This is a genomic window from Prauserella aidingensis (genome assembly GCF_024171865.1).
Lineage (GTDB): Bacteria > Actinomycetota > Actinomycetes > Mycobacteriales > Pseudonocardiaceae > Prauserella > Prauserella aidingensis.
Genome location: NZ_JAMTCN010000002.1, coordinates 168,664 through 190,171, shown reverse-complemented (window position 1 = coordinate 190,171; position 21,508 = coordinate 168,664). Strand labels below are relative to the sequence as shown.

17 protein-coding genes, 1 tRNA gene and 2 pseudogenes are annotated in these 21,508 nt (G+C 70.2%); 11 read left to right on the top strand and 9 right to left on the bottom strand.

The annotated features are described in order from the left end of the window. Positions 1-75 precede the first annotated feature (75 nt). The 5 genes from LY13_RS02895 to LY13_RS02875 all read right to left on the bottom strand — a co-directional run bounded on the left by LY13_RS02895 (position 76) and on the right by LY13_RS02875 (position 5,154). Positions 76-1,257, bottom strand: a complete 1,182-nt coding sequence (locus LY13_RS02895) for a benzoate/H(+) symporter BenE family transporter (RefSeq protein WP_253826560.1) — start codon at positions 1,255-1,257, stop codon at positions 76-78. A 39-nt stretch (positions 1,258-1,296) separates the two neighbouring features. Next, positions 1,297-1,974: a hypothetical protein gene (locus LY13_RS02890; protein ID WP_253826559.1), complete on the bottom strand. Its 678-nt coding sequence runs from the start codon at positions 1,972-1,974 to the stop codon at positions 1,297-1,299. A 47-nt stretch (positions 1,975-2,021) separates the two neighbouring features. Then, a complete protein-coding gene (locus tag LY13_RS02885) occupies positions 2,022-2,561 on the bottom strand; it encodes a gamma carbonic anhydrase family protein (RefSeq protein ID WP_253826558.1) in 540 nt (179 codons plus the stop codon). A gap of 77 nt (positions 2,562-2,638) precedes the next feature. Then, entirely contained in the window at positions 2,639-3,454 is an 816-nt protein-coding gene (locus LY13_RS02880; protein ID WP_253826557.1) for an IclR family transcriptional regulator, read from the bottom strand. 86 nt (positions 3,455-3,540) lie between these two features. After that, a complete protein-coding gene (locus LY13_RS02875; RefSeq protein ID WP_253826556.1) occupies positions 3,541-5,154 on the bottom strand; it encodes a long-chain-fatty-acid--CoA ligase in 1,614 nt (537 codons plus the stop codon). 124 nt (positions 5,155-5,278) lie between these two features. On the opposite strand from LY13_RS02875, the gene LY13_RS02870 reads away from it, so the two are divergent. From LY13_RS02870 to LY13_RS02855, 4 genes are read left to right on the top strand one after another with little or no spacing between them, the layout of a single operon-like run. Continuing rightward, positions 5,279-6,154, top strand: a complete 876-nt coding sequence (locus LY13_RS02870; protein ID WP_253826555.1) for an isocitrate lyase/PEP mutase family protein — start codon at positions 5,279-5,281, stop codon at positions 6,152-6,154. Between the two features lie 5 nt (positions 6,155-6,159). Beyond that, a complete protein-coding gene (locus tag LY13_RS02865) occupies positions 6,160-7,428 on the top strand; it encodes a 3-isopropylmalate dehydratase large subunit (protein ID WP_253826554.1) in 1,269 nt (422 codons plus the stop codon). After that, positions 7,425-7,946: a LeuD/DmdB family oxidoreductase small subunit gene (locus LY13_RS02860; protein ID WP_253826553.1), complete on the top strand. Its 522-nt coding sequence runs from the start codon at positions 7,425-7,427 to the stop codon at positions 7,944-7,946. The genes LY13_RS02865 and LY13_RS02860 overlap by 4 nt, the downstream gene beginning before the upstream one ends. A gap of 23 nt (positions 7,947-7,969) precedes the next feature. Continuing rightward, the gene (locus LY13_RS02855) at positions 7,970-9,286 is read left to right on the top strand and encodes an MFS transporter (RefSeq protein ID WP_253826552.1); all 1,317 of its coding nucleotides are present in this window, start codon (positions 7,970-7,972) and stop codon (positions 9,284-9,286) included. Between the two features lie 63 nt (positions 9,287-9,349). Here the strand turns inward: LY13_RS02855 and LY13_RS02845 are convergent, their stop codons facing one another. Both LY13_RS02845 and LY13_RS02840 read right to left on the bottom strand, forming a co-directional pair. Beyond that, the gene (locus LY13_RS02845; RefSeq protein WP_308216252.1) at positions 9,350-12,271 is read right to left on the bottom strand and encodes an Ig-like domain-containing protein; all 2,922 of its coding nucleotides are present in this window, start codon (positions 12,269-12,271) and stop codon (positions 9,350-9,352) included. 20 nt (positions 12,272-12,291) lie between these two features. After that, complete coding sequence (locus LY13_RS02840; protein ID WP_253826551.1) at positions 12,292-12,801, bottom strand: hypothetical protein; 510 nt, start codon at positions 12,799-12,801, stop codon at positions 12,292-12,294. 514 nt (positions 12,802-13,315) lie between these two features. Between LY13_RS02840 and LY13_RS02835 the strand changes: the two genes are divergently transcribed. From LY13_RS02835 to LY13_RS02820, 5 genes and pseudogenes are all read left to right on the top strand, one after another. Continuing rightward, positions 13,316-13,774 (top strand): RCC1 domain-containing protein, encoded by a 459-nt coding sequence (locus LY13_RS02835; protein ID WP_253826550.1) that lies wholly within the window; start codon positions 13,316-13,318, stop codon positions 13,772-13,774. Between the two features lie 12 nt (positions 13,775-13,786). Further along, positions 13,787-14,203, top strand: a pseudogene (locus tag LY13_RS26120) (RCC1 domain-containing protein); the annotation flags it as partial. After that, complete coding sequence (locus tag LY13_RS25560) at positions 14,177-14,797, top strand: Ig-like domain-containing protein (protein ID WP_372493737.1); 621 nt, start codon at positions 14,177-14,179, stop codon at positions 14,795-14,797. The pseudogene LY13_RS26120 and the gene LY13_RS25560, both read left to right, overlap by 27 nt. Positions 14,798-14,935: 138 nt before the next feature. Further along, positions 14,936-15,010, top strand: a pseudogene (locus LY13_RS26115) (hypothetical protein); the annotation flags it as partial. A 234-nt stretch (positions 15,011-15,244) separates the two neighbouring features. Beyond that, positions 15,245-15,370: an LPXTG cell wall anchor domain-containing protein gene (locus tag LY13_RS02820; RefSeq protein WP_253826547.1), complete on the top strand. Its 126-nt coding sequence runs from the start codon at positions 15,245-15,247 to the stop codon at positions 15,368-15,370. Between the two features lie 45 nt (positions 15,371-15,415). Here LY13_RS02820 and LY13_RS02815 read toward each other — a convergent pair whose 3' ends face one another. Then, on the bottom strand, positions 15,416-18,022 hold the full coding sequence (locus LY13_RS02815; protein ID WP_253826546.1) for a helix-turn-helix transcriptional regulator: 2,607 nt from the start codon (positions 18,020-18,022) through the stop codon (positions 15,416-15,418). 89 nt (positions 18,023-18,111) lie between these two features. On the opposite strand from LY13_RS02815, the gene LY13_RS02810 reads away from it, so the two are divergent. Then, the gene (locus tag LY13_RS02810) at positions 18,112-19,047 is read left to right on the top strand and encodes an alpha/beta hydrolase family protein (RefSeq protein ID WP_372493725.1); all 936 of its coding nucleotides are present in this window, start codon (positions 18,112-18,114) and stop codon (positions 19,045-19,047) included. A gap of 550 nt (positions 19,048-19,597) precedes the next feature. Here the strand turns inward: LY13_RS02810 and LY13_RS02805 are convergent. Beyond that, positions 19,598-19,671: transfer RNA gene (locus LY13_RS02805), tRNA-Thr, on the bottom strand. Between the two features lie 131 nt (positions 19,672-19,802). On the opposite strand from LY13_RS02805, the gene LY13_RS02800 reads away from it, so the two are divergent. Next, positions 19,803-21,470 carry a hypothetical protein gene (locus tag LY13_RS02800; RefSeq protein WP_253826544.1) on the top strand — a complete coding sequence of 556 codons (1,668 nt, stop codon included), beginning with the start codon at positions 19,803-19,805 and terminating at the stop codon, positions 21,468-21,470. Positions 21,471-21,508: the final 38 nt, after the last annotated feature.

Below are 21,508 nucleotides of genomic sequence, written 5' to 3'. Positions count from 1 at the left end.
ACTGAGCCGTAACCGCAGGAGAAGGGGACCCCGGCCACGCGGCCCGGGTCCCCTTTTTCGTGCCCCGGTCAGTTCTCAGGAACGGCGGCGGGTGATGAGGGCTGTGAGGACGCCTGCGAGGAGTCCCCAGAACGCCGAGCCGATGCCGAGGAGTGTCACGCCGGAGGCGGTGGCCAGGAACGTCACGACGGCGGGTTCGCGCCACCGCTCGTCGCCGAGCGCCGCGGTGAGCGACCCCGTGATCGTGGCGAGCAGGCCGAGCCCGCTGATGCCGACGATCAGCGCCTCGGGAAGCGCGCCGAGCAGCGAGCCGACGGTCCCCGCGAACACGCCGATGACCAGGTAGAACACTCCCGCCCACACCGCGGCGAGATAGCGGCGGGAGCGGTCCTCCAGCGCCTGTGGCCCGGTGCAGATCGCCGCGGTGATGGCGGCGAGGTTGAGGCCGAAGCAGCCGAACGGTGCGAGCAGCAGGTTCGCCGCGCCCGTGGTGCCGATGACCGGCGAGAGCGGCACGTCGGTGTAGCCGTCGCCGCGCAGCACGGCTACACCCGGCAGGTTCTGCGACGCCATCGTCACGATGTACAGCGGCAGGCCGATGCTGATGATCACCTGCCAGTCGAACTCCGGCATGGTGAACACCGGGGCGCCGAACGCGAGGTCGACGCGGTCGAGCTGCAGCGTCCCGGTGACGGCCGTCGCCGCGACGCCGACGGCCAGCGCCACGAGCACGGCGTAGCGGGGCAGCCACCGGCGTGCCACGAGGTAGGCGAGCAGCATCGGGAACACGACGGCGAAACTCGTCTCGAGTTCGCCGAACAGGTCGATGCCGAAGTGGACGAGGACCCCACCCAGCAGCCCGGAGGCGAGTGCGACCGGGATGCGGTTCATGACGCGTTCGAACCAGCCGGTGACGCCGGTCAGCGTGATGAGTGCGGCCGAGACGACGAACGCGCCGATCGCCTGTGGCATGGGCACGCCGTGCAGGCTCGCGGCCAGCAGTGCGGCGCCCGGTGTGGACCAGGCGGTCACGATCGGGGCGCGGTAGCGCAGTGACAGGCCGATGGAGGTGACCCCCATGGCGACGCACACGGCGAGCATCCAGGACGTCACTTCCGCCTGCGACGCGCCCGCGGCCCGTGCGGCGGAGAAGACGATCGCGGCCGTGCTGCTGACGGCGACGAGCACCGAGATCAGGCCCGCGGCCACGGCGGTGGGCGGAAACGCCCTGTGCACAAGGGTTTTCGGCGCCGTCATGCGGTGGTGCTCATGCTGTTGTCGCTCACTTCGTTCGTGCTACCGGCCTGCCGTCGGCGGGTCCGCCCGTTCGGGTGATCCTACCCAGCGGGTGACGGCGGTCCGGGTGACGAGGTACAGCACGACGGCGTTGAGCAGGTGCCACAGGAAGTGGGTACCGGGTGGGAACGAGCCGCACACGGTGTGGTCGACCGAGCGGAACGTGAGCGAGACCCCGAACAGCCCGCCCGCGGCGAGGAACACGGGCCACGCGGCGTCGCGGGCGGTCAGCGCGGCGAGCACGAACAGCGCGACGAGCGGTGCGGCGTACGACGAGCCGGGCAGGCCGAGCGCGTCGGCCCCGGCCACGACCGGGACCCCGAGCGCGAGGAACGCCGGGACGGCCAGCCACGCCCAGCGCCAGGGCACGCGCAGGAACACGCGCGCGAACACGACCGCGTAGGCGAGCACGAACAGTGCGATCGCCGCGGAGTCGGCCGCACCCGCCCAGCGTGTGGCGAGCATGTGGAAGGCGGTGCTCGCGACGAAGACGAGCGCCAGGCCCGCGGCGAGCAGCCGGGGTCCGACGTGACCACGGGCCTGCCGCCATATCGCGAGAGCGGCGAGCAGGAACCCGACGTTGCTGATCGTGTTGAGCGGTTCGCCGAGGAGTCCGGGGGCGAGTCGTTCGCAGTAGCCGTCGACGTAGGCGGTCCAGTCCGCCGCGTTCGGATGCACGTACCCGGTCTACCTGCCGGAGGTGAACGGCGCGCGACGTGACGCGGTCACTCCGGGCGGTCGGGTTCGGCGATCTCCTCGACGCCCTCGGCGTGCCTGCGGGCCAGCTCCTGGTAGATCGCGGCGTTGTGGTCGACCCAGCCGCGGGCGGAGTCGGTCAGCGGGACGAACTTCTTCGCCGGGCTGCCCATCGCGACGACCTCGGAGGGCACCTCGGTACCGGGGGTGACGGTGGCACCCGCGGCGACGAGGGTGCGTGCTCCGACGGTGGCCTTGTCGAGGATCGTGGCGGCGTTGCCGATGAGTGCCTGCTCCCCGACGGTGCAGTCGTGCACGATGCACGAGTGCCCGACGGTGGCGTTCGCGCCGACCTCGCACACCCCGTCGTTGACGTGCAGCACCGAGTTGTCCTGCACGTTCGCACCCTCGCGGATCACGATGCGGCCGAAGTCCGCGCGGACGACGACGCCGTACCAGATCGACGCGCCCTTCTCGACGACGACGTCGCCGACGAGCGTGGCCGTCGGCGCGATCCACGCCTCGGGATGGACGGAGGGGCGCTTACCTTCGAACGCGAACATCGGCATGAGCCACAGGGTAGGTGGCGCCGCCCGCCCCGAGGACTAGACGTGCGCCACACCCGCCGCCGGGTTCGTCCGCCTTGTCAGCCCGCCTCGTCCAACGGCGACCCGAGTCGAGCGGAGATGGTGGCGGCGGCGTCCCTGACAGCGCTGATGATGCTGACGAGCTGACTGCCCCTGAAGTCGCCGGCCGGTCCGCCGAGACTGATGGTGGCCTCCAACTTTCCCGTCCGGTCGAACACCGGGGCGGCGACCGCACCGACGCCGTTGAGGTAGTCCTCGTCGCTGATGGTGTAGCCCTCGTCGCGGATCCGGTCGAGCTGTGATTCGAGGTCGGCGCGGTCGTGCACCGTATGCCGAGTGAACGCCTTCAGCGGCTCGGCGAGCCAACGCTCCCGCAGTTCGGGGACGTACGCGAGCATGGTCATCGGACCCGCGGCGGCGTGGTAGGGCAGCACGGTCCCGATGCCGATGTGTTTCACCGACAGTGGGCTCGACCCTTCATAGCGGTCGATGACCACCGCCCCGCCGTCGCCGGGGATCATGAGGTATGCCGTGTCGCCGAACCGCTCGGCGAGCGACAGCAGCGAGGGCCTGGCCTCGTCGCGGAGGTTGAAGTCGGCGAGAGCCACCGACCCGAGGCTGAACAGTTTCATGCCGATCTTGTAGTCACCGTCGGGCGTCCTCGTCAGCCAGCCCATCCGAACGAGCGTGTTGAGCAGGCGATGAGTCGTGGTCTTGTTCAGACCGGTGGCCGCGCACAGCTCCGTGAGCCCGAGAACGGGCTTTCCGCTGTCGAAGGCGTCCAGCAACTGGCCGGCGCGGACCACGGAGTTCACCATGTTCTTCGCGTCCTCGGTCTTCGCGTCGTCGTGGCCGTCGTGGTCTTTCGGTGGCATCCGTTCACTTTCTTTCTGCCGTGGGCACTCCCTGGCGCGAACGCCTGCGTGGAGGCGGTGCCCGCCGGCACGATACGTCGGCGTGTTCAGGCGTACTCGGTGCGCAGTCGCTTCTTGTCCAGTTTGCCGACGCTGGTCTTGGGAACCTCCGCGACGAACTCGAACCGGTCCGGCACCTGCCAGCGGGGTACGCGGTCCGCGAGGAAATCGCGCAACCGCGCCGCATCGACGCCACGCGCCGCCACGATCGCCAACGGCCGTTCGTCCCACGTCGGGTCGGGCACGGCGATGACGGCGACCTCGCGTACCGCGGGGTGCGCCAGCAGGTGGTTCTCCAGTGTCACAGAGGAGATCCATTCGCCGCCGGATTTCACCAGATCCTTGGTGCGGTCGACGAGCCGGACGTACCCCCGCCGGTCGACGGTCACCACGTCACCGGTGCGAAGCCAGCGCCTCTCCTCGGAATCAGCGAACTTGTCGGCCGTGGAGCCGGATTCGGCGCCGTAGTAGTCGGCGACGACGTACGGGCCGCTGATCTGCAGTTCGCCGATCGACGTGCCGTCCCACGGAGCCGGCATGTCTCCCTCGACGGCACGTAGCTCCAGGCCCGGCATCGGCCTGCCCTGGCTGGACTTCGTCTCCTCGGTCACGGCGGTGCTTCCGTCCGCGGGCGGGTTGGCGATGAGACCGACGGGCGAGCACTCTGTCATTCCCCACGCGTGCACGGGTTCGATACCGAGTTCGGCCAGTTCCGACAGCAGGGTTTCCGACGCTGCCGAACCGCCGATCACGACACGCTGCACAGAATCCAGCGCCGTCGGGTCGACATCGCCCGCACGGGCCGCGGCGACGAGGTTCGCCCAGACCGTGGGGACGGCGGCGGAGAAGGTCACGCCTCCGGCCGCGAAACACTCGACCAGGCCGGCGGGGTCGGTCCGATGCGCGGGCAGGACGAGACTCGCCCCGGCGAGCAGGCTCGCGTACGGCAGGTTCCACGAGTTCGCGTGGAACATGGGGACCACTGGGCAGACGACGTCGTGCTCGGAGATGGCGAACGTGTCGGCGCCACACAACGTCAGAGCGTGTAGATACACCGACCGGTGGCTGTAGACGACGGCTTTCGGCCATCCCGTCGTACCCGAGGTGTAACAGATCCCGCTCGCCTCGTTCTCGTCCGCGGGCCGGTACCACCGGCCTTCCCGCGCAGGGCCGGCGATCGAATCGGCGAAGCGAGTGACGACGGCGCCACCGTGCCGTTCGGGGAGCTCGTCGATGTCGCCGTACACGATCACGTGCTCGACACACGTCGGGAGCGTGACGGCCGACCACTCCGGCCACAACGCTGCGTCCACGAGCACCACCCGATCGCCTGCGTGCTCGACGGTGTAGGCGATCTCCTCGCTACCGAGCCTGATGTTCACGGTGTGGAGCACCGAGCCACTGCCAGGAACGGCGATGTAGGCCAGCAGGTGCTCACGGGTGTTGGGCGCAAAGGTCGCGACGCGATCACCAGGGCGCAACCCGAGTTCGGCCAGTGCGCCAGCGAACGCGCGCGCCTCCGCGAACAGCGCGCCATAGGTGGTCGTGGTCGGTCCCGCCGCGCCACCGCCGACCGTCACCGGCCGGTCGGCGAAGAGTGTTTCGCACCTGTCGAGGATCTGGTGCAGACCCATCGGCTCCGGCTGCATCACCGCTCGCATCCCGAACTCCCTTCTGCGTTTCGCATTACGGTACATGTTCCGTTTTAACGTCGAAACGGTTGACACCCACTAGCCCAACTGCCTAGCTTTCTCGAAACTAGTTCCGGATAACGGAAGGTGGACAATGTCGACCACCACATCGACCGCCACGCTGCGTGAGCTCGTCGACAACGACCTGGTGTTCGCGCCCGGTGTATGGGACGGCCTGACCGCACGACTCGCCGGCCAAGCCGGCTTCAAGGCTCTCTGCGCATCCGGGTTCGCGGTGTCCGCGGCACTCGGCTACCCCGACGCCGAGCTGTACACGATGACCGAGAACCTCGACGCGGTCCGTACGATCCGCGAGTCCAGCGAACTTCCCTTGGTCGCCGACATCGACACCGGTTACGGCAACGCCGTCAACGCGGCGCGCACGGCGCGGAAGTTCGCCGATGCCGGGGTGCAGGCCGCCTTCATGGAGGACCAGGAATCCCCTAAGCGCTGCCCGGTGTGCGTCGGGGACCCTGTTCCGCTGCTCGACATCGAGACGGCGACGGGGAAGGTGCGCGCCGCCGCGGATGCGGCCGAGGGCCGGATGATGCTCATCGCCCGGACCGACGCCACAGGGGACGAAGCGCTGCGCCGGGCCGAGGCCTACGTGGCCGCGGGTGCCGACATGATCATGCCGGTCACGAAGACGTTCTCGGACACCGACCAGTGGGCGAAATGCCGCGAGGTCGCAGGCGTGCCGTTGGTCGCGACACTCACGGCATCGACGTGGACGGAGCGGGACTTCACCCCGGAGGTACTGCGGCAGGTCGGGGTCCGACTCGCTCTACTCCCGACGCAACCGCTGATGGCCGCGGCAGGGGCGTTGCGCACATGTCTCGAACGCCTCGCGGGCGGTGAGCCTCCGGCGCAGGTGAGTGCGGACGCCCTGCAGCACCACGAGTTCGTCGACCTGATCGGCTTCGCCGAGGTCGAAGCCGCACAACAGCACTACCTGCCTACGGGACGGTGATCGAGATGCCGCAGACCATCACCGAGAAGATCCTCGCCCGAGCGGGCGGAGTCGACAGCGTCCGACCCGGACAGAACCTGCCCTTCCGGCCCGACCACATGGTCGCCTACGACTTTCCCGGCTACACCGACGTCATGTTCCGGCAGATGCACGAGGACTTCGGCATCACCGAACTCGCCGAGCCGGAGCGGTACCTGGTGTTCATCGACCACATGCTGACGAAGGGCGACGAGAAGGAACGTGACATCCACAAGGTGACGCGGGAGTGGTGCGACTTCTACGGCGTCACCCTGCACGAGGCCGAAGGAATCGGCCACCAGGTGGCCGCGGAACTCGGCTACGCGACACCAGGACGGTTCCTCATTCACTTCGACGGACACGTCAGCGGCCTCGGTGCGTTCGGCGCACTCGGCTGGGGCGTACGACGGGACCTTCTCGAAGCGTGGGTGAGCGGCCAGATCTACCTGGACGTGCCCGCGACGGTGCGATTCGACCTGACCGGAGAGTTCGGCCCGGGTGTCGACAATCGGGACCTCGTCCACGCGATCATCGGAAGGCTGGGCGCCGACGGCTGCGCCCACCAGGTGATGGAATTCGGCGGTCCGGGCGCGGAAGCGATGAGCATCGACCGGCGGCAGGGCCTGTGCGGCATGGCCATGTTCACGGGCGCCGTGTCGGCGATCTTCAACCCGGACGGCAGAGCGTTGGACTACGCGGACGCCGTGGCACGCAGCCCGTACGAGCCGGTCGCCAGTGACCCCGACGCCGAGTACAGCTCTCGCCACACTTTCGACCTCTCGACCATCGAGCCCCAGGTCGTACTTCCCGGGTCCGCCAGGTCGGCCAATACCCACGGTGTATCCGAACTGGACAGAACCGAGGTGACGAAGGCGTTCATCGGTTCCTGCGCCAGCGGCCGCATCGAGGACATCCGCGACGCCGCGGCGCTGCTGGACGGGCAGAAGGTGTCGGCGGGCGTGGAGCTCAACGTCGTACCCACCTCGGCGGAGATCCACCGGCAGGCGGAGCGGGAGGGCCTGCTCGACGTCCTGCGCACCGCCGGGGCCAACATCCACACGTCGAGCTGTGATTTCTGCTTCGGCTACCAGAAGCCGCTACAGCCCGGGGAAAAGTGCATCTCCACCGGTGTCCTGAACATCTCGGGGCGGATGGGCAGCACGGCATCGGAGATCTACATGGGATCGGCCTCGACCGTGGCCGCGAGCGCGATCACCGGGAAGATCACCGACCCGCGCGAGGTGATGAACCGATGAGTGGCTACCCGCCGCCACCCGACGTGATCCGCGGCCGCGTTGCATGGATCTTCGGCGACGACTTCGACGTCGACCTGATCATCGGCGTGGAGAACATCAAGTACTACGACGCCGACGTCCTCCGCGGTGTCACCATGCAGGCTTACGACCCGGACTTCGTCGACAAGGTCGAACCTGGAGACGTCATCGTCGGCGGCCGGAACTTCGGCTACGGCCATCCCCACTACCCGCCACTCGTCGCACTGCGGAACCTCGGTGTCGCGGCCGTCATCGCGGAGTCGTTCTCCCCCGGGTTCTGGCGCGGCGAGACCTACAACGGCATGCCGTTGATCACCGCACCCGGCATCACCGACCACGTTCGGCGTTGGGACCCGGTGGAGGTGGACTGGAGGAAGGCCAGGGTCACCCTGCCGAACGCGGGAACGACCCTGGAAGGCACGCCGCCGAGCGAACGCGTCACGAAGATCATCGAGGCAGGCGGGAGCCTTCGGCTGCTGCTCGCCGAACACCGCCGTTGACCCGCAATCCCGGAGGAACCGTCATGACCTCGACACACGGCGCCAGCGATGTCGCCGTCCCCACCTTCTCGCCTCGGCTCACGCGGCGCGCCGCCCTCGCGGGCGGGGTCGGAACACTCATCGAGTATTACGACTTCAGCGTCTACGGCTTCCTCGCCGTCACCATCGCGCCGCTGTTCTTCCCCAACTCGGACAGCACGGCATCGATGCTGGCGGCGTTGGCAGTGTTCGCGTCCGGCTATGTCGTCCGGCCACTCGGCGGCGTGTTCTTCGGTTGGCTCGGCGACCGATACGGCCGCAGAGCACCGCTCGTCGCGACGATCGTCGGCATGGGACTGTGTTCCGGGCTGATCGGCGTACTGCCCACGTACGAGTCCATCGGAGTGATCGCCCCCGTCCTGCTCGTACTGCTACGGCTGATCAGCGGGTTCTGCGCGGGCGGCGAGATCGGCGGCGCCGCCACGTACATCGCCGAGTCCACGCCACCCGACCGGCGTGGCTTCTTCGGTTCCTTCACCCCGTTCGGCTCAACCTTCGGCTTCGCGACAGCGGCAACGGTCGTCGCCGTGGTCACGAGCGCTGTGGGCACCGACACGATGACCGGCTGGGGCTGGCGCCTGCCGTTCCTGCTGTGCTTCCCGTTGGCGCTGCTGTGCCTGTGGGCACGGGCGCGACTGGAGGACACGCCCGAGTTCACGAAGACGAAGAAGGAAGGGCGGCAGGCGAAGTGGCCGCTGCTGCAGGTGCTGCGGAACAACCCCGTGGCCGTGCTCCGCGTGATCGGCGTCGCCGTCGCCACCAACGGCACCGGCTACATCGGCCTGACGTACATGAACATCTACCTGATCGACGACCTCGGCTACCCGGCAGGCGACGTGTCGTGGTTGTCGGCAGGGGTCATCGCGCTGGCCTGCTTGACGATGCCGTTCGTAGGACTGCTGTCGGACCGTTGGGGCCGCCGGAAGGTGATCGCCACGGGTGTCGTCGGCTACCTGGTCATCAGCTATCCCGTGCTGGCGCTCATGGAGTCGGCGGACAGCCTGTTGTTCGTCGGCGTGCTGTACCTGGCCTTCATGGTCCTCAACGCACTCCTCCAGGTTCCTGCGTTCCCCATGTTCACGGAGTTGTTCGGCGGAAGCACGCGGTACACGGGCGTCGCGCTCGGCTTCAACCTGGGCACGATCCTCGCGGGCGGCACCGCTCCGTACATCGCGACGCTGCTCGTGCAGCAGACGGGTGACCGGCAGTCGCCCGCGTTCTGGGTCATGGGCGCCGCGTTCATCGGACTGCTCAGTCTGATCAAGCTGCGTGAGACGGCGAACACCGCGCTGCCACGCTGACGTCCTGCGTACACGGCGGAGCCGCCGGGCCCGAGGTGTTCCGGCCCGGCGGCTCCGCCGCGCTCACTCCCAGCCGCGGCCTCGTCCGCACCAGACCAGGTACGACCCGCTCGCCACGGCCAGCAGTCCGAGCCACGCCAGCAGTGCCAGCGGCGTACCCGTCTGCGCGAGGTCCTTCCCGCCGCCGGCGAACGTGTCCTGGTGATGCGGCTGCCCCGCGGGCGGCGCGGTGATCAGGTGCTGACCACCGCCGTCGCCGGAGCCACCACCGGATCCGTCGCCGCCACCGGTGCCGTCGTCGCCACCGCCGTCACCGCCGCCGCCTGCGCACACGACCGCGAACGACAGTTCCGTGGGCTCCGACGTGAGACCCGCGCCGGTCGTCTGCGTCACCGACATCGTGTGCCGTCCGCAGCCCAGCCGCGGCAGGTCCAGTGCCCACGAACCGTCCTGGCCGACCGTGGCGGTGCCCACGGACTCGCCGTCGACGACGACCTCGACCGTCGCCCCGGGCTCACCCGTACCGCCGGCCGTCGGCGCACGATCGTCGACCTCGCCACCGTCCTCCGGGTCGGTCACCACGGGCGGCGACGGCGGCGACGTGTCCACCGTGATGACCACCCCGTCCGATACCGGCGACGTGTCCCCGCCGACGGTCTGCGTGGCGGTGATCGTGTGGCTGCCGTCGTCCAGCGGCGCGTCCGGCGTGAACGACCACCGGCCGTCGTCGCCGACCTGCGCCGTGCCGACCTGTTCGCCGTCGACGTACACCGTCACCTCGGCGCCCGGAGTGCCCGTGCCCTCGATCGTCGGGGTGTTGTCGGACGTCGACGACCCGCTCTCCGGCGACGTGATCTCCGGCGCGGCCACCTCGGCCTGCGTGTCCACCGTGAACCCGACGGGTTCGGACTCCGGTGACACGCGGCCTTCCGAGTCCTGTTGCCTCGCCGTCACGGTGTGCTGCCCCTCGCTGAGGGACCGGGACGACTCCAGCATCCACGTGCCGTTCTCGCCGACCGTCGTCGTGCCGACGCTCTCACCGTCCACGAAAGCCTCGACCTGATTGCCCGGAGTGCCGGTACCCGTGATCGTCGGAGTACCCCTATCCACAGTGGACCCTTCCTGCGGTCCCGTGATCTCCGGCGCCGCCGGGGTCGGTGACGTGACCGTGACGGTGGACTCGGCCGGACCCGACGTGTTGTCGGCCGCATCGGTCTGCACCGCCTCGATGAGATGCTCGCCCTCGCCCAGCGGTTCCGTCGGCGTGATCGACCACGTGTCGTCGTCGCCAACCACCACCTCACCGATGACCTGACCGTCCACACTGACCTGCACCGTGGCGCCCGGTTCACCGGTACCACTGATCTCCGGCGTGCGGTCGTTGATCAGGCTGTCCGCATCGGGCGTCGCGATCGTCGGAGGCTCGACCATGGTGTCGACGGTGAAGATCACCGAGTTCGACTCGGGCGACATATTGCCCTGACCGTCCTCCTGGGTCGCCGTGATCGTGTGCTGACCGTCGCCGAGCGGGCTGTCCGGCGTCGGCCTCCACGCGCCGTTCCCGTCGACGGTGGCCGTGCCGATCGCCGTACCGTCCTCCCACACGGTGACCGTCGCGCCCGGCTCTCCCGTACCCGTGATCTCGGGCTGGTTGTTGTTGGTGACCGACCCGTTCTCCGGCGTGTCGATCACCGGAGCGTCGGCGGTCGTGTCCACGACGAAGTCGGAGGTCGCGGGCTGCGACGTCCGTCCGGCCCAGTCCGTCTGCGTGGCCTCGACGGAATGAGCCCCGTCGGCCAGCGGAGCCGTGAGGTCGAGCGTCCACACACCCTGCTCGTCCACCGTGGCCTGGCCGACGTTCTGCCCGTCGATCGTGACGTCCACCGTGGCACCGATCTCGCCGGTGCCGGTGATCTGCGGGGTGTCGTCGGTCGTGACCGAGCCGTTCTCCGGAGACGTGATCTCCGGCGGGTCGGGCGCTGTGGTGTCGACGGTGAAGCTCACCGGATCCGACGGCTGCGACGTGTTGTTCCCGGCGTCGGTCTGGGTGGCGGTGATCGTGTGCGGACCCTCCGTCAACGGTGTGGACGGCGTGAGGCTCCAGTTGCCGTCGCCGTCGACGACCGCCGTACCGATCTCCGCACCGCCCTCGCTGACGGTCACGGTCGCACCGACCTCGCCGGTGCCGGAGATCGTGGGCGTACCACCCGTGATCGCACCGCTGTCCGGGGTGTCGATGGACGGCGGTTCCGGTGGTTGCGTGTCCTGCACGGTGAACGTCACGGGTTCGGACGGCGGCGACGCCCCTGTGTCCGTGTTCTGCGTCGCCGTGATCGTGTGCTCGCCCGGGGACAGCGGTGTGGCCGGCGTGAGGGACCAGGTGCCGTCCTCGCCCACGCTCGCGGTGCCGATCTCCGTGCCGCTCTCGCTCACCGTGACCGTCGTGCCCGGCGTGCCCGTACCCGTGATGGTCGGCGTCTCGCTCGTGGTGTCGCCGTTGGCGGGTGACGTGATGACCGGGGCGTCGAGGGCGCCGCACTCGACGCCCCCTTCGGGCGCGGTCGCGGTCGCCGACAGTGGCAGCAGCCCCAGGTCGACGCTCGCCAAGTTGCCGCCCAGCGGCCCGTTGATGCTGCCGGTGAGGTTGAGGAACGACATCGACCCCGAGCCGGTGGCGCCGGACGAGGTGTCGTCGAGCTGCCCGACGCTGAGAGTGAGGTTCACGCTCAGCACTCCGACGTCGAGGTTGATCGGGACCGACATGCCCGCGCTCAATTCGGTGCGCTGACCGGCGATGGTGACGGCGATGCGGTAGTCGTTGGCGCTGATCGACTCGGTCGTGCCGTCGGACGTGGCCGTGAGCATGGGGTTCTCCAGCACTTCGACGCCGACGAGCCCGTTGACGAGCGACAGCGACGCGATGTTGCCGGACGCGGTCGAGACGACGTCGCCGCCCGACAGCGTCGTGTTTCCGCCGGTCTCCACGGTTCCGAGTTCGAGGATGTTCAGCCGACGCCGAGCAGACTCAGTCCGAGGCTGGCGTTGGCGAGTGTCGTGGTCGACTGCGCGATCGGCTGCCCGTCGGGCACGCACGAGAGGTCGCCGGGCCAGTTGGCCTGGCCCGTACCGGTCAGCGCGCCGGTGTCCAGCACGGCAGGGATGTCGATCTGCCCGAGACCCTGGGTGTAGCTGTCGGACGGCGTGTCCGGCCCGGCGTTCGCCTGCCCCGAGGCGACATCGACAGGGATGCCGACGGCACCGGCGTCGAGGTTGGCCGATTCCGCGTGTGCGCGCGGATCCGCCGTGCTGTCGGTGTTCGTCGCCGAATGGCCCAGCGAGGCGTCGATGTTGGCGATACCGCCCGCGTTGAGGCCGAGCGACAGGACGTCGCCGTGCGTGGAACCGGAATACGTGGCGGGCAACGGTTCGGCCCGCACCGGTACGGCCACGAGCGCTGCGACGAGGCATGTGACCACCGCCAACGCGGCCGCCGACAACCATGATCTGCGGAACATCGGAATACCTCTCGCCGGGGAAGAAGCATGCACCTAAAGTCGGGGTAAAGCTCGTTTCATCAGATTAAAAGGACCGCAGGGAATGCCGCGCGCCGACGCCACCCGAAAGGCCCAAACCTTCGCCGCATTCCCAGGTCAACGCAAGCGAATGAACACTCATGGGACTCGCGCAACCCGACAGAAGGGCCAATATCGGGAGAATGTTGCCGATTTTCCAAATGTTCGCAGATTGATCACGGCTCCGGCCGGACGAAAAATAATTGACGACGTCCAAAGAGTGGGTCCACGTCGGATTCTTCCGGCCACACATTCCTCGTACCGCTGCACCCGCCGAGTCCCGCCGAGGCGGAGAACCACGACAGCGGGAACAGACCTTCACCGCGCCGTACCCGGACTACACCGGTCGGACGACGTCGTGCGCTGCCGAGAGGGCCGGTATGGACGACGATGACCCGGAAACCCCGGCACCCCAGCACCCCGACACCCGACTCCCCGGCGTCGACACGGAGACCGAATGTCCACACGCGCCACCCTGCCGATCGCCGGCCTCGCGACGGCGCTGCTGGCGGTTCTGGTCGCGGCCGGCGTAGCGACGAGCCCCGCCGCAGCGCACCCTCCTGATCCGGTCCCGCCCACCGACGGCGCGCTGAGCTGGGGCGACAACAACGCGGGCCAACTGGGCGACGGCAGCACCGCCGAACGCCACGTCCCCGGGCCGGTGTCACTTCCGGACAACGCGGCGCTCACCCAGCTGGACGCCGGCGTGAGCCACACGCTCGCCCTTACCCTCGACGGCCGGGTGCTGGCGTGGGGCGGCAACATCGACGGCCAGCTCGGCGACGGCACACAGCTCAACCGGTCGACACCGGTCGAGGTCGAGTTGCCCGCCGCTGCGGAGATCACCGACATCTCGGCCGGACGGAACCACAGCCTGGCCGTCACCTCGGGCGGCGGCGTCCTCGCGTGGGGCTGAAACAGCGACGGACAGCTCGGCGACGGGACCACGACGACTCGCACGACGCCCGTGGAGGTGCGGCTGCCCGACGGCGTCACGGTGGCCGACGTGTCGGGCGGCAACCGCCACAGCCTCGCCGTCACCACGACCGGCCGGGTGCTGACGTGGGGTTACAACGGCCAGGGTCAGCTCGGGGACGGCACGGGCACGGGGCGGCTGACGCCCGTGGAGGTGCAGCTGCCACAGGAGGTCGTGGTCACGCAGGCGATCACGCGCGGCGACCACGGCCTCGCGCTGACCGCAGACGACCGGGTGGTGGCGTGGGGGCTCAACAACTCCGGCCAGCTCGGGGACGGCACCACCACGAACAGCAACGTCCCGGTCGAGCTGGACACGGGACTGCCGGCCGGACAGCGGGTGGTGCAACTCGCCGCGGGATGGTGGTACTCGCTGGCGTTGACCACGGGCAGGGTGGCGACGGACACGTCACTGACAGCTGATCCCACCGAGGCGGCTCCGGGCGACGACGTCGCGCTCACGGCGACAGTGACCTGCACGGGCGCGACGTCCACGGGCACGGTCACGTTCCTCGACGGCCGCACCGGACTCGGCACCGCACCACTCGACGGCTCGGGCGCGGCCTCCCTCACCACGAACCGACTCGGCATGGGCGAGCACCGGATCAGGGCCCGCTACGACGGCGATGACACCTGTGGACCGTCGATCTCGGACCCGGTGACGGTCACCGTCGCCGAGGCGCCCCCGACCACAACCGAGCCCCCGACGACCACCCAACCGACGACGCAACCCACGCCGCCCGCGCCGAGCCCGACCGACCGGCCGCAACCCACGACGAGCGACGTCGCACCCGTCGCACCGACACCGCCGTCCGGCGCGTCACCGTCCACACCCGACGCAACACCGTACGACCCGCTCGCCGCAACGGGAGTTCCCGCCGGAGCGCTGGCCGCGGGAGCGCTCGCACTGATCGCCGCGGGCCTCGGCCTCACGCTGTGGGCCCGACGTCGCCGCGACCACTGACCCGGACCGACCACACGGAAACGGACCCGCCATGCCCGGACAGCCGCACCACTCACGAGGGCCGCTCGCACGCGCCGCGACGGTGCTGGCCGCGCTGCTCATCGCGGTAGGCGGGGTGGCGCTGCCCGCCTTCACCGCATCCGCGCACCCGGAGGGCCGACGCTGACGACGTCGGAGCCGGCCGTCGGCGAGCACCGGATCACCGCGCAGTACCCGGGTGACGGGAACTGCACCGCGTCGACGTCCGAACCGGCGACGGTGACGGTGAACGAGGAGCCGCCGCCGACCACGACCACGGAACCGCCGACCACCACGGAACCGACGACCGAGCCGCCCGGCCCGACGACGAGCCCGGAGCCGCCCCGACCGACGGCCACCACGAGTGGGCAGGCGCCGGTGCAACCAATCGCGCCGGGACCGCACGACCCGGGCGCCCCCGGTCCGGACGTGACACCGCAGGAACCGCCCGCGAACACGGGCGTTCCGGCGGGCGCCGTGGCCGCTGCCGGGCTGGCGCTGCTGGCCGCCGGGCTGACACTGTTGCTGTGGACCCGTAGGCGCCGCGCCGACTGATGTGTCGCCGGAGACCCGGCCACCGCGCCACGTTCCTCGCGGCGGTCACCCGTCGCGAGGTGAAGGATCGGCGACCGCCGCGACCAGCTCCACCCGGGAGCGCACGCCGAGCCTGACGAAGATGTTCCGCAGGTGGTGCTCGACGGTGCGGCGGGAGAGCCCGAGCCGCTGCGCGATCTCCCGGTTCGTGCGGCCGGCGGCGACCAGCCGGGCGATGCGTTCCTGTTGCGGTGTCAACCCTTCCGTCGACGGCGGCGTGGCCTGCTCGGCGCGGTCACCGGCGGCGCGCAGTTCGTCGCGGATCTGGGCGGCCCAGTACTCGGCGCCCGCGTCGTCGGCGAGCCGGAAGGCGTCCCGCAGCACCGCGCGGGCCTCGCGGTTCCGGCGCTGCCGCCGCAACGCCCTGGCGCAGGCCAGCTCGGTGCGCGCCAGCTCGAGCGTCATGCCACCCGAACGCTGCAGTTCGATCGCACGGCGGAACCACGCCTCCGCCGCCTCCGGTTCGTCGGCGAGCAGCGCCCGGCAGCGGTACGCGAGCGCCAACCACACGCCGGTTCCCGTCGACTCCGCCCACGTCTCGTACCGTTCGAGCGCCCGTCGCGCGCTGTCGGACTCGTCGCACCGGATCGCGGACTCGACGAGTTGCGGAATCGCGGCGACCTGCACCGGAGACCTGCCCGCACCGGGCACGAACAGTGCGTCCAGCCTTCGGAACGCGTCACCCGGACGATCGTCGAGCAGGTCGGCGCACGCGCGCACCCAGTCCGCGACCGCCGCCGCACGCCGGAGCCCGGCCCGGTCGATGCGTTCCTGCGCCGACGCCACGTGGGCCAGCGCCGCGTCACGGTCGCCGAGCGAAACGTGCCCCAGACCTGCCAGCACTTCCAGCTCCGCCGCCGTGTTGCGCTGTCCACTCGCGACGGCCAGTGCGACGCCTTCCCGACTCGCCTCGACCGCGGCGTGCGGCCGATCGAGCAGCGCGGAGGTGAGCGAGAACTGGAACAACGCCGTCGGCAGCAGGGTCGGCTGGTCGCCGCCGCGGGCCCGCGCGACCGCGGCGGCGGCACGATCGTGCGCCAGCGCCGGACGGCCGAGGGTCATGGCGGCCTCCGCCGCACACAGCGCCCCGCTGACGTCGTCACCCGCCTCGTCGAGCACCCGCCGTAACGCCGTGGCCGCGCCCGCGTGGTCGCGGGTGAACATGGCGGCCATGCCGGACAGATGTGTCGCCACGAGTGTGCCGGTCGCCGCGGCCCTGGTCGCCGTCTCGGCGTAGCCGCAGCCGTCGGCAGCCGTGCGGCGAGCCTCCGCGGCCAGTAGGAATGCGTCCGCCGCTTCGTCGGTGGGAAGGCTTTCGGCGGCGAGCATCAGCTGGTGCGCGGCGACCTCGGGGGTGCCGTCCCGGAGTTCGATCTCGCCGACGGCGACGAGGACCCGGCCCGCCGTCGGCCCCGGTGGGGCGTGTTCGCGGGCCTGCCACAACAGTCTGCGCGCCGGTCCGACCCGGCCGTCCGTCCAGTGGCGGAGCGCGGCGAGTCGCAGCCGTTCCGCCTTCACCGCTCCGGGAGGGGTGAGCCGGGCGGCGCGGTGCCACGCGAGCGCGGACGTCTCGGGGTTGTCGTCGGCGGCTGCGGCGAGCCGGTCGGCGACGTCGGTGCGGCCGTCGGCGCAGGCGCGGTGCCACTCCCGTGCGGCGCGGTGCCGCTGCGGGTCGAGCGACGCGGCCAGGGCGCCGTGTGCCGCGCGCCGGTCGGTGTCGGACGCCGCGGCGTGGACGGTGCCCGCGACGACGGGGCTGGCCGCGCGGATCCCCGTGGAGGTCACCCGCACCAACCCGGCACGTTGCGCTTCGGCGAGTACGGGGTCGTCGGCGGGCGGACAGGCGGTGCCCGTGGTTTCGGCCGGTTCGGCGCACGCCGCGCGCAGCACCAGCGCCCGAGCATCCTCCGACAGGCCGCGCCAGGCACGGATCACCGCGTCCCTGCCCCGTCCACCCGCGGGCAGGGATCGGGGTGGCGGCTGCCTGCCCGCGGCCTGCGCGGCGGTGAGCGCGTCGGCGAGTTCCAGCAGGTCGGACGGGTTCCCGCCTGCGGTCTCGACCAGTTCGGCGGCCACCGGCGCGGCCACCCGCGCGGCGACCAGTTGCAGCGACTCGTCGTGGGTCAGCGGTTCGAGGTGCGCGACGTCGAGGCCGGCGAGCCGGTCCACGGCGGGTGTCGCGGGCGCCACCGTCAGCACCACCGCGACGGGGCTCTGCGCGCACCGCCGTGCCACGAACGCGAGGACGTCGAGGGATTCGGCGTCGAGCAGGTGGGCGTCATCGACGAGGCACAGCACCGGTCCGCGTTCGGCCAGTCGTCCGTGGAGCGCCGTTCCCCGCGAGTCGATGTCGCCGACGGTGTCGGCGACGATCCCGGCCGATGCGCACAGCCGTTGCAGTCCCGCCCACGGGAGATCGGACTCGGCCGCGACGCCGGTGAGTGTCGCGATCCGCACCGGTCCGTCGTCGGGCACCGCGTCCAGCAGGGTGGTCCTGCCCATGCCACGCGCTCCGGTGACGGCGAGCGCGCCGCCGCGTCCCGCTGCCACGGCGTCGTGGAGCGCCACGAGGCGCGTCTGGATGTCGCCTCTGCCCACGGTCGCTGCGGCCATAGCCCTCCGCTCGGAAAGGCCGTCGATTCGGCGTCCGGAAGTCGAGAACCCGTGGGTGACTTTCTCACACACACCCGGTGATTACACCGATGCGCAATGACGCGGCAGCGGGCGAGAGTGATCGGGCCAGAAGCCGGATCACCGGATTTCGAGGAGGAACAGTGCGACGAACGAAAGTGACGACACTGCTGTCGGCGGCGGCGCTCGCGCTCACGACCGCCCTGGTGGGGCCTGCCGGGGCTGCCCATGCGGCGGGTACGTACCAGCACGGCCCGGATCCGACGGAGGACAGCATCGAGGCCCCGCGCGGCCCGTTCTCCGTGGGGGAGGACCGCGTGTCGAGTCTGGTGCGCGGATTCGGCGGCGGCACGGTCTACTACCCGACGGGGACCGACGAGGGCCCGTTCGCGGGAATCGCGATCTCCCCCGGGTACACGGCGAGCCAGTCGAGCATCGCCTGGCTGGGCCCGCGGCTGGCGTCGCAGGGGTTCGTCGTGATCACGATCGACACCAACAGCCGGTACGACCAGCCGGGCAGCCGTGCCGACCAGCTGAACGCCGCGTTGGGCTATCTGACCGACGACAGCGACGTGGCCGATCTGGTGGACCCGGAGCGGCTCGGTGTGGCCGGGCATTCGATGGGCGGTGGCGGTTCGCTCGAGGCGACGGTGGAGAACTCGGACATCGAGGCGGCGGTGCCGTTCGCGCCGTGGCATCTGCGCAAGGACTTTTCGGAGCTGTCGACGCCGACGTTCATCATCGGCGGTGAGTCCGACTCGGTCGCGCCGGTGCGGCGCCATTCGGAGCCGTTCTACGAGTCGATCCCCGACAGCACCGACAAGGCGTACATGGAGTTGGAGCGCGCCAACCACTTCTTCCCGAACACGCCGGACACGACGACGGCGAAGTACACGTTGTCGTGGTTCAAGCTGTTCCTCGACGACGACGAGCGCTATGCGCAGTTCCTGTGCCCGGCGCCGGACGACCGGACGATCTCCGAGTACCGCGACACCTGCCCGTACTGACCGGCAGGAGTGACGGCGGGGCCTTCCGACACGGAGGGCCCCGCGTCCGCGTGTTCGGCTCCTCCGCTGCAGTGACGGTTCGACGACTGGCCCGAAACGCCCCACGCACCGCGGCCGAGCACCCGGCGCAACGTGCGATGCGAAGCGAGCCGAACCCGACGCGACCACACCCCCGACGCACGCACCCAGCCTCGGCGACCGGCCACCCACGCAACCGGCGATGCGAAGCGAGCCCACCCGACGCAACGATGCCCCCGACGCACGCACCCACACCGGCGACCACCAACGCACATCTCACCAGCGATGCGAAGCGAGCCATCGCAACGCAACCCCACACCCCGAACACCGGCACCCACGCGGAAACGACTCCCCCAAGCCCCCGACCTGCACCGAACCCCACCGAAACCCGACCAATCCAAGGTGACCAGCACCAATGGGGGTCCGGGGAACTCCCCGGGCGGGGGTCTGGGGGCCACGCCCCCAGAAGACACTGCGATGCCCGAACACAGCGAAGGCGCCCCACGCGACGAGCATGGGGCGCCTTCGGGCGAGCCGCCTAGGGGAATCGAACCCCTGACCTACGCATTACGAGTGCGTCGCTCTGGCCGTCTGAGCTAAGGCGGCGTGGACGTTGCGTCCTTGTACGTAAGACTATACCGGAGGCTGTTGCGTCACCAACGCCCCCCTCGTTCGTTAGAGGATCGAACAGGCATAGCCACCCCGACCGGCTCCACCTGCACTGGAGGACCCTCACTATGCGTCGACGACTGGCCCGCTCGGCAGCGCTGCCGCTTGCGGCCGCCTTGGTCGTCCTGGCCGCCGGACCTGCGGCCGGACAGACGATCCCTACTACTCCCGTTCCCCCGCCGGCTGATCCTGACGCGCCGCCTGCGTCGGGGCCGACGAAGACGACGGCGAAGGCCATCGGCGAGGCGGGGACGGCGCTCGGCATGGTGCGGTTGTTGCCGCACGCGGTGCCGACGGACGCGATCCTTCCCGGTGCGGAGGACGACCTGCCGAAGCAGTCGGCGTTGGAGGGCGGGTTCGGCCTGTCGAACGCGAAGGTGGATTCGGAGTCGTATCTGACGTACGAGCGGTCGATCGCGTCGGCGTCTCCTGCGGGGGTGGCGATCGGGGGCAATGCGCCGACGACGCCGGGGTCGGTGACGCAGACGGCGTTGCCGGACAACGAGAAGCCGTTGTCGACGGGTATCAATGCGCCGGACAATCCGTTGATCAACTTGAGTGCGTTGAACGGCACGGCTCATGCGCGGTGGAGTGAGGAGCTGGGCCCGTGTGTGGGCACGATCGCGGACGCGTCGACGTCGACGGCGAGTGCGTCGTTGTTGAACGTGGTTCCGACGATGCCGGACATCACCCAGCTCACCGACACCGACGGGGCTACGCAGAAGTCGCTGCAGGAGGGGCTCGGGTCGCTGGCGGATCTGGGCGGACTGCTGTCGGGTCAGCCCACGAGTGACGCCAAACCCAACGCCGACGGGAAGGGTGCGCTGCTGAGCGCACCGAACACGTTGTCGACGCGCTCGACGGTGCGGCTGGTGGACATGCCCGGTACGGACCGCAAGGCCGTGGAGTCGACGTCGACGATGCAGGTCGCGGACATCAACATCCTGAAGGGCACGCCGCTGGGCCTGACGGTCAAGGTGGCGAGCCAGCCGACGTTGCGGGTGTTGTCGACGGGCGAGGCGGAGACGTCGAAGGTCGAGTACACGGCGCCGGTGCTGACGGTGGAGCGGAACGGTGAGGAGCTGTTCACGCTCGACGCGGCGAATCCGACGGCGGACATCCCGGTCGGCGCGCCGACGCCGGAGTTGAAGGAGCTGCCCGGCTACGACCAGGTGAAGGACGCGCCGGTGGTCGGCGATCTCGCCCAGACCGCGAACGACGGCGTGAAGGCGTTGACCGACGTGGCGGCCAAGCGGGTTCTCGATCTGGGTGTGCTGCGGTTGAGCATCGCCGAGTTGACCAAGCGTGGCAGTGAGCAGGCGAAGCCGTTCGAGGGCTACCAGCAGGGCGCGTCGGCGCGGCTGCTGGACCTGCAGATCCTGCCGACGAAGAAGTTGGAGGAACTGCTTCCCGACGATGCGGCGGACAAGCTCCCGTCGTCGTTGGCGCAGGTGTCGCTGGGTGAGCAGATCGCCCGCGCGTTCGCGCCGACCGGCGGTGTCGACTGCAGCAAGCCGGAGCCCGCGGCCCCGCCGGAGGGTGGCGGCGCCGCTCCACCCGCGGCCCCGGACAAGCTCGCCCAGACCAGCGGGGCGTACGCGTCGGTGCCGATCTTCTGGACGGGCACGGCGATGTTGCTGATCGGTGTGGTCCTGGTGGCAGTGTCGCCGGGACGTCGAGGTGGATCGGCAGCGGCGACGGCTCCGCCGAAGCCGTCCCCTCGCCCGCGGGAGTAACAGCGAAGTAGGCGAGGCCCCACGGCGCCACGGTGCCG

Coding starts and splice junctions, on each gene's coding strand:
- LY13_RS02895 (WP_253826560.1), bottom strand. CDS start 1,257: ATGACGGCGCCGAAAACCCTTGTGCACAGGGCGTTTCCGCCCACCGCC.
- LY13_RS02885 (WP_253826558.1), bottom strand. CDS start 2,561: ATGCCGATGTTCGCGTTCGAAGGTAAGCGCCCCTCCGTCCATCCCGAG.
- LY13_RS02880 (WP_253826557.1), bottom strand. CDS start 3,454: ATGCCACCGAAAGACCACGACGGCCACGACGACGCGAAGACCGAGGAC.
- LY13_RS02875 (WP_253826556.1), bottom strand. CDS start 5,154: ATGCGAGCGGTGATGCAGCCGGAGCCGATGGGTCTGCACCAGATCCTC.
- LY13_RS02870 (WP_253826555.1), top strand. CDS start 5,279: ATGTCGACCACCACATCGACCGCCACGCTGCGTGAGCTCGTCGACAAC.
- LY13_RS02865 (WP_253826554.1), top strand. CDS start 6,160: ATGCCGCAGACCATCACCGAGAAGATCCTCGCCCGAGCGGGCGGAGTC.
- LY13_RS02860 (WP_253826553.1), top strand. CDS start 7,425: ATGAGTGGCTACCCGCCGCCACCCGACGTGATCCGCGGCCGCGTTGCA.
- LY13_RS02855 (WP_253826552.1), top strand. CDS start 7,970: ATGACCTCGACACACGGCGCCAGCGATGTCGCCGTCCCCACCTTCTCG.
- LY13_RS02840 (WP_253826551.1), bottom strand. CDS start 12,801: ATGTTCCGCAGATCATGGTTGTCGGCGGCCGCGTTGGCGGTGGTCACA.
- LY13_RS02835 (WP_253826550.1), top strand. CDS start 13,316: ATGTCCACACGCGCCACCCTGCCGATCGCCGGCCTCGCGACGGCGCTG.
- LY13_RS02815 (WP_253826546.1), bottom strand. CDS start 18,022: ATGGCCGCAGCGACCGTGGGCAGAGGCGACATCCAGACGCGCCTCGTG.
- LY13_RS02810 (WP_372493725.1), top strand. CDS start 18,112: ATGCGCAATGACGCGGCAGCGGGCGAGAGTGATCGGGCCAGAAGCCGG.
- LY13_RS02800 (WP_253826544.1), top strand. CDS start 19,803: ATGCGTCGACGACTGGCCCGCTCGGCAGCGCTGCCGCTTGCGGCCGCC.